Below are 14415 nucleotides of genomic sequence, written 5' to 3' on the forward strand. Positions count from 1 at the left end.
CGCCTAAAATCCAATGTGGGAGCGAGCTTGCTCGCGATGGCGTCAGTTGTTGCACACTCTCACGCCTCAGGCCAAAACGCCCGAATCCCCGCCACGCCCTGGGCCCCGGCGTCCCATGCCTTTTGCCGCTCATCCGGCCCTACTCCGCCCAACAGGTAGACCGGCCTGTCGAAGCCCTCGATCAACCGCGCCGCTTCGTCCCATCCCAGCGGCTTGGCATCGGGATGGGTCTGGGTCGGCTGCACCGGCGAGAGCGTCACGAAATCCACATCCATCTGCTGCGCCAGGGACAGCTCTTCTGCGTTATGGCACGAGGCTGCCAGCCAGCGATCCTTGCCGAACGGTCGACCGGCCGCCGCATGCTTGTGCAGTTGTGCGGCGGTAATGTGCCAGCCGGCCGACGGGAAATCCCCCAGCCATTCGAACGGCCCCTTGAGCATCAGCTGGGCCTTGCCGGCACACAGCCCCACCGCGTCCACCGCCAGATCACGGTATTGCGGATCGTAGCCGTTGGGCGCGCGCAGTTGGACCAGCTTGATCCCACCCCCGATCGCCTTCTGCAAGCCGCGCAGCAACGCCGGCGTTTCGAGGCCTTCGGGCGTAATCAGGTACTCGCCCGGCAAACGGGCCGCCGCGACGATCGGCTGATTGGCCGCCGGAAATTCATAATTCGTCAACTCACGGGCCGTCACCCAGGCCAACGGCTGGCCTTCGGCACCGTGGGGCTCGCCACTGAACGCCGAGACTTCCCAGACGTCCAGCAACACCTGCTTGTCCGGGTAGTCATGACGCACCTTGATCAGCGGCCGAGCGGCGCCGACAACGATGCCCAATTCTTCATGAAGCTCCCGGGCCAGGGCGGTCTCGACGGATTCATCCGCCTCGACCTTGCCGCCAGGAAACTCCCACAGGCCACCTTGGTGCTGGGTATCGGCCCGCCGGGCGATCAGGATTCTGCTGGCGGCATCGCGAATGACCGCCGCCGCTACGTGGATTCGTTTCACCGCGCTATTCCTCAGCGTTGATGGAGTCGGTTCCGGCCCATCGCGAGCAAGCTCGCTCCCACACGAACGACACTGTTGCCCTGTGGGGGCGAGCTTGCTCGCGATAGGAGCGCCTCGGTCTTAAGTCCGATACTCAGCGTTGATCTTTACGTACTCGTGGGACAGGTCAGTGGTCCAGATGGTTTCGCTGCAATCACCCCGTCCCAGCTCGATGCGGATAGTGATCTCTTCCTGCTGCATCACGGCCGCGCCCTGGGCTTCGGTGTAGGTTGCGGCGCGGGCGCCCTGGCTGGCGATGCACACTTCGCCAAGGAACACGTCGATCTTGCTCACGTCCAGCTCAGGCACGCCGGCACGGCCGACAGCGGCGAGGATACGGCCCCAGTTCGGGTCGGAGGCGAACAATGCGGTCTTGATCAGTGGCGAGTGCGCCACGGTGTAGCCGACGTCCAGACATTCCTGGTGATTGCCCCCGCCGTTGACCTGCACGGTCACGAACTTGGTCGCGCCTTCGCCGTCACGGACGATGGCCTGGGCCACTTCCATGCACACTTCGAACACCGCCTGCTTGAGGGCCATGAACAGCGGGCCGCTGGCCTCGGTGATCTGCGGCAGGTTGGCCTTGCCAGTGGCGATCAGCATGCAGCAGTCATTCGTAGACGTGTCGCCGTCGATGGTGATGCGGTTGAACGACTTGTTGGCGCCGTCGAGCATCAGGTCTTGCAGCACCTGGCGCGAAACCTTGGCGTCGGTGGCGATGTAGCCGAGCATGGTCGCCATGTTCGGGCGGATCATGCCGGCGCCTTTGCTGATGCCGGTGACCGTGACGGTGACGCCGTCGTGCTGGAACTGGCGGCTCGCGCCCTTGGGCAGGGTGTCAGTGGTCATGATGCCGGTGGCGGCGGCGGCCCAGTTGTTTTCCGAGAGGTCATCAAGGGCGGCTTGCAACGCGCCTTCGATTTTCTCGACCGGCAGTGGTTCGCCGATTACACCGGTGGAGTAAGGCAGTACCTGGTTGGCGTCGACGCCCGTCAGTTCAGCCAGCTTGGCGCAGGTGCGCTCGGCGGCGGCCAGGCCTGGCGCGCCGGTGCCGGCATTGGCGTTACCGGTGTTGGTCAGCAGGTAACGCACCGGTCCCTGCACGCGTTGCTTGGCCAGGATCACCGGCGCGGCGCAGAACGCATTGAGGGTAAACACGCCCGCGACCGTCGAACCCTCGGCGCAACGCATCACCACCACATCCTTGCGCCCGGGGCGCTTGATGCCCGCCGAGGCGATACCGAGTTCAAAACCGGCAACCGGGTGCAACGTTGGCAACGGACCAAGACCAACAGCCATGAATGCGCTCCTTAATAGATAAATCGACGCCGTCTTCATCGAAACGGCGAATCAAATGGCAAAACGCCGCGACAGGGGTTACCTGTCGCGGCGCGGGTCGTTCAGCGTTGAAACGGGATTATTGAATCTGCCCGTGGCAATGCTTGTATTTCTTGCCCGAGCCGCAATAGCACAGCTCGTTACGGCCCAGCTTCTGCTCGTTGCGCACCGGCGCGGTGGCCAGTGCAACATCCACGTCGACACCTTCTTCCATCGCCTGGGCCACTTCCAGCCCTGGCGCTTCGGCGTGTTCGAACTGCATGCGGGCAGCCAAGGCTTCGGCTTCCTGGCGCAGGCGAGCTTCTTCTTCAACCGGGTCTTCGCGGCGAACCTGAACGTGGGACAGCACACGAATCGAGTCGCGCTTAATGGAATCCAGCAGCTCGGAGAACAGCGTGAAGGACTCGCGCTTGTATTCCTGCTTCGGGTTCTTCTGGGCGTAGCCGCGCAAGTGAATACCGTGGCGCAGGTGATCCATGGTCGACAAGTGGTCTTTCCACAGGTCGTCCAGCACGCGCAGCACGATCTGCTTCTCGAAGGAACGCAGCGCCTCGGCGCCGGCCTGGTCTTCTTTTTCGTTGTACGCGGCGATCAGTTCGGCCAGCAGCTTCTCGCGCAGGGTTTCCTCGTACAGGTGGTCGTCTTCGTCGAGCCACTGCTGGATCGGCAACGACACGCCAAAATCGCTGCGCAGGGAGGCTTCCAACCCAGCGACGTCCCACTGTTCCGGCAACGATTGCGGCGGGATGTGGGCGCTGATGGTCGCGTCGAGTACTTCACGACGGAAATCGGCGATGGTTTCGCCAATGTCGTCGGCGGCCAACAAGCTGTTGCGCATGTGATAGATCACTTTACGCTGCTCGTTGTTGACGTCGTCGAACTCCAGCAATTGCTTGCGGATATCGAAGTTGCGGCCTTCGACCTTGCGCTGGGCCTTTTCGATGGCGTTGGTCACCATGCGGTGCTCGATCGCCTCGCCTGGCTGCATGCCCAGGGCCTTCATGAAGTTCTTCACCCGGTCAGAGGCGAAGATGCGCATCAGGCTGTCTTCCAACGACAGGTAGAAGCGGCTGGAGCCTGCGTCACCCTGGCGACCGGCACGGCCACGCAGCTGGTTGTCGATACGGCGGGATTCGTGACGCTCGGAAGCGATCACCTGCAAGCCGCCGGATTCGAGCACTTGCTGGTGACGCTTCTGCCAGTCGGCCTTGATCTGCGCGATCTGCTCGGGGGTCGGGTTTTCCAGGGAAGCGACTTCCACTTCCCAGTTGCCGCCCAGCAGGATGTCGGTACCACGGCCGGCCATGTTAGTGGCGATGGTCAACGCACCCGGGCGACCGGCCTGGGCGATGATCTCGGCTTCCTTCTCGTGGAACTTGGCGTTCAGGACCTTGTGCTCGATGCCTTCCTTGGTGAGCAGGTTGGACATGTGCTCGGAGGTCTCGATGGTGGCGGTACCCACCAGGATAGGACGGCCCTGGGCCATGCCTTCCTTGATGTCATTGATGATCGCCGCGTATTTCTCTTCGGCGGTCAGGAACACCAGGTCGTTGTAGTCTTTGCGCGCCAGCGGCTTGTTCGGCGGAATCACCACCACTTGCAGGCCGTAGATCTGGTGGAACTCGAACGCTTCGGTGTCAGCGGTACCGGTCATGCCGGACAGCTTGTTGTACAGGCGGAAGTAGTTCTGGAAGGTGGTGGAGGCCAGGGTCTGGCTCTCGGCCTGGATGTTCAGACCTTCCTTGGCCTCGATGGCCTGGTGCAGGCCTTCGGACAGGCGACGGCCCGGCATGGTGCGGCCGGTGTGCTCGTCCACCAGCACGACCTGGCCGTCCTGCACGATATATTCGACATTGCGGTGGAAAAGCTTGTGGGCACGCAAGCCGGCATAGACGTGGGTCAGCAGGCCCAGGTTATGGGCCGAGTACAGGCTTTCGCCTTCTGCCAGCAGGCCGACGCGGGTCAGCATCTCTTCGATGAACTGGTGGCCGGATTCGTTGAGCTCGACCTGGCGGGTCTTCTCGTCGACGGTGTAGTGACCGGCCTGAGTGACTTCGCCCTCGACTTCTTCCACGTGCAGCTTGAGCTGCGGGATCAACTTGTTGATCTCGATGTACAGCTTGGAGCTGTCCTCGGCCTGACCGGAAATGATCAGCGGGGTACGGGCTTCGTCGATGAGGATGGAGTCGACTTCGTCGATGACGGCAAAGTTGAGTTCACGCTGGAATTTTTCTTCCATGCTGAACGCCATGTTGTCGCGCAGGTAATCGAAGCCGAATTCGTTGTTGGTGCCGTAGGTGATGTCCGAGGCGTAGGCGGCGCGTTTCTCTTCCGGCGGCTGGAACGGCGTGACGACGCCGACGGTCAGGCCGAGGAACTCGTAGAGCGGGCGCATCCAGTTGGCGTCGCGGCGGGCCAGGTAATCGTTGACCGTGACCACGTGTACGCCCTTGCCGGACAATGCATTGAGATACACCGCCAGGGTCGCCACGAGGGTCTTGCCCTCACCGGTACGCATTTCGGCGATCTTGCCTTCGTGCAAGGTCATGCCGCCGATCAACTGGACGTCGAAGTGACGCATGCCCATGACCCGCTTGCCGGCTTCGCGGCAGACCGCAAAGGCTTCGGGCAGGATCTGGTCAAGGGTCTCACCCTTGGCGATGCGGTCCTTGAATTCGGCGGTCTTGGCGCGTAACTGATCGTCCGAAAGGGCCACCATTTGCTCTTCGAAGGCATTGACGATCTGTACCGTCTTGAGCATGCGCTTGACTTCACGCTCATTCTTGCTTCCAAAAAGTTTCTTTAACAAAGGCGCAAACATATCGGCAGGATCTTCCACACTAAAGGGATGGAGGGCGGCCCCGTGAGTCGCCCGTGCAGCCCTCATGGCCGCATGCGAACGAGCATTCTACCCGGAAACGATGGTGAGGAAAGTGGCGTTATTCCACGATGCTGGCACAGCGCTGTGACGGGGCCTCCCTAAAATAAGGGCTTTTGCGCGAACTTCAACCCACAAAGCGCATAAGTTACTTATTGATTATGTGGGATAAAAGCCGCTGGGCGACAGGGCGGCGGGGCGACCGGTGCTTCTGCTACCATGGCGCCTCTGTCATTTTGCGGTATTCAACCATGGCCTTCCGCCCTCTTCCAGCCAAGGCGCCCGCCGTTCTGCTGCGCGAAGCCAAGCCGCTGAAAGCCATTTTCGGCCACGCCAGGCGCCTCGGTCATCTGCAACGGCTGGTGGACAGCCAGTTGCAGCCCGCCGCGCGTGAGCATTGCCACGTAGCCTCCTGGCGCGAAGGCAGCTTGTTGCTGATCGTCACTGACGGCCATTGGGCCACGCGCCTGCGCTACCAACAGAAGCGCCTGCTGCGTCAATTGCAGGCATTCGATGAATTCGCCAACCTGACGCGAATCCTGTTCAAGGTCCAGCCGCCGACCGTACAGGCCGGCGCCAAGGGACATACCCTGGACCTGTCCACCGACGCGGCCGCGACCATCCAGGCCACCGCCGAGGGCATCAGCGACCCTAACCTGAAGGCGGCGCTGGAGCGGTTGGCGGCGCATGCGCGGCCCAAGGATTGAGATTTCCGGCGCCTGTTAGATAGCTATCGCGAGCAAGCTCGCTCCCACAGGGGATCTAGGCGAACACAAATTTTGTATCTGGCAGAAACCTACTGTGGGAGCGAGCCTGCTCGCGATGGGCGCGACTCGGTCTCGACTACCGCCGCTTACTGCCACCCAACAACGACCCCATCAACCCCCGCACCAACTGCCGACCCAGTTGATTGGCCGCCTGGCGCATCGCTGATTTCAAGGCCTGGCCCGCCGCGGTGCCAAGGAACTCCCCGGCCTTTTCGGTAAAGCTTGGCTCTTCAGCGGTGGGCTTGCCCGGTGTCGCTTCGGCTTGCGGTTCCAGCCCCTTGCGGCCCATCAGCACTTCATAGGCCGACTCGCGATCAATAGGCTTGTCGTAACGTCCCTGCAACGGTGAACTGGCAATCAACCCGGCCCGCTCGGCCTCGCTCAGCGGCCCGATACGCGACTGCGGCGGCGCCACCAGCACGCGCTGGACGATTTCCGGCGTGCCTTTTTCTTGCAGAGTGCCGACCAGGGCTTCACCGATGCCCAGTTCGGTGAGTACCGCCAAGGCATCGAATTGCGGGTTCGGTCGGAAACCCTCCGCCACCGCCCGCAAGGACTTCTGTTCCTTGGCGGTAAAAGCCCTCAGGCCGTGCTGGATGCGCAATCCCAACTGTGCCAGCACATCGTCCGGCAGATCCCCCGGCGACTGGGTCACGAAATACACCCCGACGCCCTTGGAGCGGATCAGTCGCACCACTTGTTCCAAGCGATCCTGCAGCGCCTTGGGCGTGCCGGCAAACAACAGGTGCGCCTCGTCGAAGAACAGCGCGAGCAAGGGTTTGTCCGCGTCGCCGCGCTCGGGCAGTTGCTCGAACAGCTCGGCCAGCAGCCACAGCAGGAATGTCGCGTAGACCTTCGGCGCTTCATGGACCAGGCGGCTGGCGTCCAGCAGATGAATACGGCCGCGACCATCGCTGGCCGGTTGCAGAATGTCCTCCAACTGCAACGCCGGCTCACCGAACAAGGCGTCGGCCCCTTGCTGTTCCAGCGTGGACAAGCGTCGCATCAGCGCCTGGCTGGAACCCGTGGTCATCAAGGCGGCATCGTCCCCTAGCAATTCGGGGTTGTCCTTGAGGTGGTTGAGCAGCGCCTTCAAGTCCTTGAGGTCCAGCAGCAACAGGCCTTCCCGATCAGCGACCTTGAACGCCGCGTACAACGCCGATTGCTGGCTGTCCGTCAGTTCCAAAAGGCTGCCGAGCAACAACGGGCCCATTTCACTCAAGGTAGTGCGCAGCGGATGACCCGATTGGCCGTGAATGTCCCACAGCGTCACCGGATAAGCCTGGGGCTTGTGGCCAAGCCAAGGCATGCCGGCGATACGCTCGGCGATCTTGCCCTGGGGAGCGCCGGCAGCACCGAGGCCGCACAAGTCGCCCTTGATGTCTGCCGCGAAGACGGCCACGCCGGCATCGCTGAACATCTCGGCCAGGCGCTGTAGAGTAACGGTCTTGCCCGTGCCGGTGGCACCCGCCACCAGTCCATGGCGGTTCGCCAGGCGCATGGCCTGGGCGACAGGTTGGCCGGCAAGGTCGGCCCCGATGATCAGTTGCGATGAGTCAGGCATTTCGTCACCCGTGGTGTTTGCGATATGACGCCATTTTGCGCGTTTATATAAGAGCATGCCTGGGCATTAGGGCGTTGGCAGCAGGAATAATAGCTGCGAATCAGGGCGGGCCCTATCGCGAGCAAGCTCGCACAGGGTTGTGGTACGCACAGGTCCCATGTGGCAGCGAGCTTGCTCGCGATGAGGCCCTGTCAAACCCAGCAATACTCCGCTGACAACCCGCCCTCACAACCCCAACCGAACATCTATTCTTACTAAAGGTCAACACAGGAGAACACAGACCGGAGGGACGTTCATCGTGCATATAGCGGACATAACCATGTTCTACGCCCCCGCCAGCGGTGGCGTGCGCACTTATCTGGATGCCAAGCACCGGCGCCTGGGCAATCGGCCCGGTATCCGCCATAGCCTCTTGATTCCTGGCGCTCACCTGAGTGAGCAGGACGGAATCTATAAAGTTCCAGCCCCTCCGCTCCCCTTTGGCAAGGGTTATCGCTTCCCGCTTCGCCTGGCGCCCTGGCGTAATGTCCTGCGCGACTTGCAGCCTGATCTCATTGAAGTAGGCGATCCCTATCTCACCGCCTGGGCGGCCCTCGATGCCCGGCGCCAGCTCGATGTGCCTGTCATCGGTTTTTATCATTCAGACTTGCCGCTGCTGGTCAGCAACCGCATGGGAAGCTGGTTCACGCCCAACATCGAGGCCTACGTCAGCAAGTTGTACGGCAACTTCGACCGAGTCCTGGCCCCCAGCCAGGTCATGGCCGACAAACTGACCGGGCTGGGTGTCAAGAACGTCTATGTACAGCCCTTGGGGGTAGACCTCCAGACCTTCAACCCCGCCGCCCGCGACCCCGAATTGCGGGCGGAGCTGGGCATCGCCGAAGACGCGCGATTGCTGATCTTCGCCGGTCGCGGCTCCAAGGAAAAAAACCTGCCGGTGCTGCTCAAGTGCATGAAACGCCTGGGCGAGCGCTACCACTTGTTGTTGGTCGGTTCTTCGATGCCCGCCCTGGTGCCGGACAATGTCACCGTCATCGACGAATTCTGCCCGGCGCCCCAGGTCGCCCGGCTGATGGCCAGCGCCGACGCGTTGCTACATGCTGGCGACCAGGAAACCTTTGGCCTGGTGATCCTCGAAGCGATGGCCAGCGGCATCCCGGTGGTAGCGGTCGCCGCCGGCGCGTTCAGCGAAATCGTCCAGGAGGACTGCGGTCTGCTGTGCACACCTGACAATCCGCAGGCCATGGCCAATGCCGTTCGACAGCTGTTCGCCGAAGGTTGCGAGCAACGTGGCGCCAGGGCTCGGCGACACGTAGAGCGTCATTACGCCTGGGACACGGTGGTCAATAGCCTGTTGGGCCATTACTACAGTGTGCTCGGCGCAGAGATGCCGCTGCTGGCCAATGGTTGAGGCGACGTCGATGGCAATGAATCCCACTCCCAGCCTGCTGTTGGTGCTCCATGACGTCGCGCCCCAGACCTGGCCCGACTACCAGCCCTTCGTTGAAGCCGTCGACGCCCTTGGCCAGGTGCCGATGACTTGGCTGGTGGTGCCGGATTTCCATCATGCCAATGCGCTGGACGATCACCCCGGCTTCAGGCGCTTGCTGGACGGCCGGGTCGAGCGCGGCGATGAATTGGTCTTGCACGGTTACTACCATTGCGACGACGGCCCGCCCGCCCTTCATCCCAAGGACTTTTTCATGCGGCGGGTCTACACCCACGAAGGCGAGTTCTATGGATTGTCCGAAGAGGCCGCCCTCGCTCGCCTACGAGCCGGTATCGAAATCTTCCAGCGGTACCAATGGCCGCTCCAAGGTTTCGTCGCGCCCGCCTGGCTGATGAGCGAAGGCACCCGGCAAGCCTTGCGCCAGCTGCCTCTGAGTTACACCAGCGATACCCAACACCTTTACCGTTTGCCCGAGTTCACCCAGATCGATGCGCCGGGCCTGGTCTGGAGCGCGCGCAGCGCCTGGCGCCGGGGCCTGTCGAAAATCATCAGCGACCAGCGCGAACAGCGCTGGCGCCAGGCACCTGTGATTCGCCTGGGGCTGCACCCGGTGGACATGCGCCACGGTTTTTCCCGGGATTATTGGCTACGCACCCTGCAGCGCCTGCTTGAGGACGGACGTGTGCCGATGACCAAGGCCGGCTGGCTGGCAACCCAGGGCCTGCGGGTCAGTAACGCCGCATGAAGCGATTGATCTGGCTGGTCGCCGCCCTGCTCATCGCGCTTGTGGTGCCGATGCTGGTGGGCGGTGGGGAAATGTGGTCGCGGGTGCAGCGCTTTCCGTTGTCGCTGCTGTTGGTCATGCTCGGCATGATTGTGCTGTGCTGGGCGCTGAACTCGATGCGCCTGCGTTTGCTGCTGGGCGAGCACCGTGGGCGCATCGGCGCGGTCAAAAGCATGGGCGTGGTGATGTCCACCGAGTTCGCCATGTGCGCGACGCCCGGCGGCAGCGGCGGCCCCTTGACGCTGATGGCCCTGCTGGCGCGCAACGGCGTGCGCCCGGCCCATGGCAGCGCCGTATTCGCGATGGATCAGTTGAGCGATCTGCTGTTTTTCCTGTGTGCCTTGCTGGGCATCCTGTTCTACGCGCTGTTCCAGAACCTCAGCCAGCGCATGGAATGGATGCTGGCGTTGAGCGCGATTTCGATGTTCGGCGGCCTGGCCTGCTGCGCCCTGGTCGCGCGCTACCATCGCCGGCTGATTCTGCTGGGTGCCCGAGTGCTGCGCCACCTACGGGTGAAAACCAGCACTCGCCGGCGTTGGGGACGCAAGATCCTCAATTTCCTGGCGGCGTTCACCGATACGTTGAAGTTGCCCCGAATGACACTTTTCCAAGTGTTCGGCTTGACCTGCCTGCACTGGGCGCTGCGCTACAGCGTGCTTTATCTGGCATTGAAAGGGCTGGGGGCGGATTTGCAATGGGCGTGGAGTTTCCTGATCCAAATGCTCTCTCTGAGCGCGGGGCAGTTCAGCCTGCTGCCGGGCGGCGCCGGAGCGGCGGAGTTGACCTCGGCGGCGCTACTGGCGCCCATGGTAGGAAAATCCACCGCGGCGGCGGCGATTCTGATCTGGCGAGCGGTGACCTATTACTTCTATCTGCTGGCCGGAGGGCCAGTGTTTTTCCTGATGGTCGGGCGACCATTGATCAAGAAGCTGATCAGGCTCAGGCAGGCCTGACCCTTTATTGATTGGGTTCGGAGTCGCCCTGAGGCTTGTCGTTCAGCTCGTCCCAGAGCTTCGCGGCGTCGGGAAACTCAGTGCCGTCCTCGGGGCTCAACGCGTCGGGATCGTAGCGGCTCAGGCAGCCCTCGCCCACGGTTGGCGGAGCTTTGGCGGTGGCTTTGTCCAAGGGATCGGTCATGGTCCATGCCCTCTCAAGGCTAATCGTGGCGAGGGAGCTTGCTCCCTCACCGGGTTCTGCGTTGGATCAGAATACGACGGTCTTGTTGCCGTGTACCAACACGCGGTCTTCCAGGTGATAACGCAAGCCGCGCGCCAGCACCATCTTCTCCACGTCGCGACCGAATCGCACCATGTCTTCAATGCTGTCGCTGTGGCTGACACGCACCACGTCCTGCTCGATGATCGGGCCGGCGTCCAGCTCTTCGGTCACGTAGTGGCACGTTGCGCCGATCAGTTTCACGCCGCGCATCGATGCCTGGTGGTACGGCTTCGCGCCGACGAAAGACGGCAGGAAGCTGTGGTGGATATTGATGACCTTGTGCGCGTATTCGCTGCACAGCGATGGCGGCAGGATTTGCATGTAGCGGGCCAGCACCACCACTTCAGCGTCATGCTGCTTGACCAGCCGCGAGACTTCAGCGAACGCCGGCTGCTTGTCCTGCGGATTGACGGGGACGTGGTAATAAGGAATGCCGTGCCACTCCACCATGCTGCGCAAGTCGTCATGGTTGGAAATGACGCACGCGATGTCGCAATCCAGCTCATCGCTGTGCCAGCGGTGCAGCAAGTCAGCCAGGCAATGAGACTCGCGGCTGGCCATCAGCACCACGCGCTTTTTCTGCGCGGTGTCGGTGATACGCCAATCCATCGAGAACTCTTCAGCAATCGGGGCGAACGCCTCGCGAAAGGCTTCGAGGCCAAAGGGCAGCGAGTCGGCGCGGATCTCGTGACGCATGAAGAACCAGCCACTTTGGTTGTCCGAGTGATGGCTCGCTTCAGTGATCCAGCCATTATGGGACGCCAGAAAGTTACTGACTTTAGCAACGATACCGACGCGGTCCGGGCAAGCGATCACCAGCCGAAAAGTGCGCATGAGGGGAACTCCAGAACTTCGCAAAAAGGCGGCCATTCTAGCCATTGCGTAGCAAAACTGCAGTATCGATCGCACACCCTGCCCGTCCGGGACCACCGAGGCTGCGCGCGACGTGGCCTGTGGCTGCGCCGCAATTGTGTGAACGGATATGAAGACAGCATCGAGTATTTATTTGCGATGCCCATTTCCATGGCACCCGCACTATTTAACTAAATAAACACGGCTTAAATGTTTACTTGATGAAACTGTCTGATTACTATTGCTTCACTGTCTCCTTGTCACCAGCGTCCTACATAAGGTAGTCCCCATGTCTCTGATCACCGAATACAACGCCACAAAACAAGCTATTGAAGAATTGCAACAACGTCTGGCCGACCTCTCCAAAGACGACAAACTGCAAAAAGAATTGGAATTCGAAGGCAAACTGCGCACGCTGATGGGCGAATATTCCAAGTCCCTGCGCGATATCATTGCCCTGCTGGATCCAGAAGCCAAGTCGGGTAAAGCACCCCGCGGCGCGGTAAAAACGACCGGCACCAAACGTGCTCGTAAAGTTAAGCAATACAAAAACCCGCACAATGGCGAAGTCATCGAAACAAAAGGTGGCAACCACAAGACGTTGAAAGAGTGGAAAGCCAAGTGGGGCGGTGACGTGGTAGAAGGCTGGGCAACCCTGCTGGGCTAAGCCTCGCCAGCGGCACCGCGCGTTAAGAGGTGGAGCCTGCAAGCAGAAACGCCAGCGATTTGCTGGCGTTTTTTTATGCCTGGGTTTTTACCCTGGCTTTCAATAGCTGCGTGGCAGTTTAGAGGCTAAAACGTTTGCGCAATTGTTGGCTGTAGCCCTGCCATTGCATCAGCACATCGCGCTGCAACGGCGAAGATAGGTCCATCCATTCTGTCATCGCCTCATCAAAATTGCTCAGCGTATTCGGCGCGCCCCATTCAGGCAAAGACAGGCGTTGCTGGCAAAAAAGTGTCCAACGCTGTTGTTCCGCTGGATCCAAGGTCTCCGGAAAGTTGCGCGCACGATATCGAAACAATAATTCCGGCAGGCGTTCATCGTCGAATGGCCACTGCTGTTGGGCCAAATCAGACGGATCCGCCATGCGAACTTGTTCACATAAACGGCGATCACGATCACCGAGAAACCCTGCATATAATTGCTGCTCGGGATCTTCGCTGGCAGTAAAGTCTTCTTGCCCGTAAATAGCCTGGAGTTTGTCTTGCCAGACGTGTTGTGCGTCACTTAGCCGCAGCGCCCGCTGGTGCACGCCCTCCATGTCCAGCTGCAGCCGTAGTTGGTCCTCGGCGCGCAAGACAGCCAGCGGCGCAACCACCGGGCATTTGTTGATGTGGATGAGTTTAAGGGGGACCGGCAGCTCACCGTCGAGCAAGTCTTCGCGGCGGGTATACAACCGCTGGCGCAAAAGCTGCGCGTCATGGTCAAGCAAGCCCTGGGGGTCCAGGTGTAAGTCACAGACGATCAAGGCGTTGCGGTTCTTCGGGTGCCAGGCCAGCGGCAGCACCACGCCAATGTAGTTTCGCGCCGCCGAGAAGCGCCCGGATATATGCACCATCGGCTGCAACAGGCGGATCTGGTCCATCACCTTCTGCTTGCCGCGCAACTGGAACAACCAGTCGTAGAGCCGGGGCTGTTTTTCGCGGATCAACCGGGCCAGGGCGATGGTCGCACGCACGTCCGACAGCGCGTCATGGGCCTGGCCATGATCGATGCCGTTGGCGGCCGTCAGGCGTTCGAGCTTGAGGGTGACGCGGCCATCCTCCTGCGGCCAGACGATGCCCTCGGGGCGCAGCGCATAGGCGGCGCGCACCAGGTCGATGAGGTCCCAGCGGCTATTGCCGCCCTGCCATTCCCGAGCGTACGGATCGAAGAAATTGCGATACAGGCTGTAGCGAGTCATTTCGTCGTCGAAGCGCAAGGTGTTGTAGCCGGCACCACAGGTCCCAGGCGCAGCCAATTGCGCATGGACGCGTGTCATGAAGTCGGCTTCGCTCAAGCCCTTTTCCGCCAGGCACGCGGGCGTAATGCCGGTGATGGCGCAGGCCGCCGGGTGGGGCAGGATGTCATCGCTGGGCCGGCAATACAGGTTCACCGGCTCGGCGATTTCGTTGAGGTCGAAATCGGTACGTATTCCCGCCACCTGCAAGGGGCGGTCGCACCGTGGGTTGATGCCGGTGGTTTCGTAGTCGTACCAGAAGATGGAAGTCACGGGGTGTTCCTGGGCTGAGGACTGGCGAAGTCTAGGCGTTCGTACCCTGCGCCCGCCAGCCTTCGCGCCTTTAATCCTGTTGCAGGCCATGAAATGACATACACGGCCATATCGTGCGCCCGCCCGAAGACTGATAGGCTCTGTACGAAATGTATCCGCACTCGCCCATACTGCGTTGAAACGGGGCCGGAATGCTCATGTACTCCAGTACATTCCACTTCCTCGCCCCGTTTCGCCTTGTCTGGCCTTCGCGCGAACACATTCATACAGACCCTAGCATCTGCGCCGAGATCGAACGTTCGAACGGC

Annotated in this window: 12 protein-coding genes; 5 read left to right on the forward strand and 7 right to left on the reverse strand. The window is 61.4% G+C overall.

The features are described from left to right. Positions 1-59 precede the first annotated feature (59 nt). The 3 genes from DOCECA_RS16640 to secA all read right to left on the reverse strand — a co-directional run bounded on the left by DOCECA_RS16640 (position 60) and on the right by secA (position 5202). Complete coding sequence (locus tag DOCECA_RS16640; protein ID WP_445570809.1) at positions 60-1004, reverse strand: Nudix family hydrolase; 945 nt, start codon at positions 1002-1004, stop codon at positions 60-62. Between the two features lie 120 nt (positions 1005-1124). Then, the gene (gene argJ, locus DOCECA_RS16645) at positions 1125-2342 is read right to left on the reverse strand and encodes a bifunctional glutamate N-acetyltransferase/amino-acid acetyltransferase ArgJ (protein WP_420765268.1); all 1218 of its coding nucleotides are present in this window, start codon (positions 2340-2342) and stop codon (positions 1125-1127) included. Positions 2343-2460: 118 nt separating this feature from the next. Further along, positions 2461-5202 carry a preprotein translocase subunit SecA gene (gene secA / locus DOCECA_RS16650; RefSeq protein ID WP_420765269.1) on the reverse strand — a complete coding sequence of 914 codons (2742 nt, stop codon included), beginning with the start codon at positions 5200-5202 and terminating at the stop codon, positions 2461-2463. 308 nt (positions 5203-5510) lie between these two features. Between secA and DOCECA_RS16655 the strand changes: the two genes are divergently transcribed. Further along, positions 5511-5966 carry a DUF721 domain-containing protein gene (locus DOCECA_RS16655; protein ID WP_420765270.1) on the forward strand — a complete coding sequence of 152 codons (456 nt, stop codon included), beginning with the start codon at positions 5511-5513 and terminating at the stop codon, positions 5964-5966. Positions 5967-6102: 136 nt separating this feature from the next. Here the strand turns inward: DOCECA_RS16655 and DOCECA_RS16660 are convergent, their stop codons facing one another. Then, complete coding sequence (locus tag DOCECA_RS16660; protein WP_420765271.1) at positions 6103-7590, reverse strand: helicase HerA-like domain-containing protein; 1488 nt, start codon at positions 7588-7590, stop codon at positions 6103-6105. Between the two features lie 319 nt (positions 7591-7909). Between DOCECA_RS16660 and DOCECA_RS16665 the strand changes: the two genes are divergently transcribed. Genes DOCECA_RS16665 through DOCECA_RS16675 form a run of 3 tightly spaced genes read left to right on the forward strand, consistent with a single transcriptional unit; the run spans position 7910 to position 10777 of the window. Then, positions 7910-9001, forward strand: coding sequence for a glycosyltransferase family 4 protein (locus DOCECA_RS16665; RefSeq protein ID WP_420765272.1), 1092 nt, complete (start codon positions 7910-7912; stop codon positions 8999-9001). Positions 9002-9011: 10 nt separating this feature from the next. Then, positions 9012-9785, forward strand: coding sequence for a DUF2334 domain-containing protein (locus DOCECA_RS16670; RefSeq protein ID WP_434648744.1), 774 nt, complete (start codon positions 9012-9014; stop codon positions 9783-9785). Continuing rightward, positions 9782-10777, forward strand: coding sequence for a lysylphosphatidylglycerol synthase transmembrane domain-containing protein (locus DOCECA_RS16675; protein ID WP_420765274.1), 996 nt, complete (start codon positions 9782-9784; stop codon positions 10775-10777). Before DOCECA_RS16670 ends, DOCECA_RS16675 begins: the two co-directional genes overlap by 4 nt. Before the next feature lie 4 nt (positions 10778-10781). On the opposite strand, the gene DOCECA_RS16680 is transcribed toward DOCECA_RS16675, so the two are convergent. Both DOCECA_RS16680 and purU read right to left on the reverse strand, forming a co-directional pair. Continuing rightward, positions 10782-10961, reverse strand: a complete 180-nt coding sequence (locus DOCECA_RS16680) for a hypothetical protein (RefSeq protein ID WP_420765275.1) — start codon at positions 10959-10961, stop codon at positions 10782-10784. 66 nt (positions 10962-11027) lie between these two features. Next, positions 11028-11876, reverse strand: coding sequence for a formyltetrahydrofolate deformylase (gene purU / locus DOCECA_RS16685; protein ID WP_420765276.1), 849 nt, complete (start codon positions 11874-11876; stop codon positions 11028-11030). Between the two features lie 307 nt (positions 11877-12183). Between purU and mvaT the strand changes: the two genes are divergently transcribed. After that, the gene (mvaT, locus tag DOCECA_RS16690; RefSeq protein ID WP_420765277.1) at positions 12184-12561 is read left to right on the forward strand and encodes a histone-like nucleoid-structuring protein MvaT; all 378 of its coding nucleotides are present in this window, start codon (positions 12184-12186) and stop codon (positions 12559-12561) included. A gap of 118 nt (positions 12562-12679) precedes the next feature. On the opposite strand, the gene sbcB is transcribed toward mvaT, so the two are convergent. Further along, positions 12680-14107: an exodeoxyribonuclease I gene (sbcB, locus tag DOCECA_RS16695; protein WP_434675946.1), complete on the reverse strand. Its 1428-nt coding sequence runs from the start codon at positions 14105-14107 to the stop codon at positions 12680-12682. Positions 14108-14415 lie beyond the last annotated feature (308 nt).

Source organism: Pseudomonas sp. E102, from assembly GCF_052660185.1.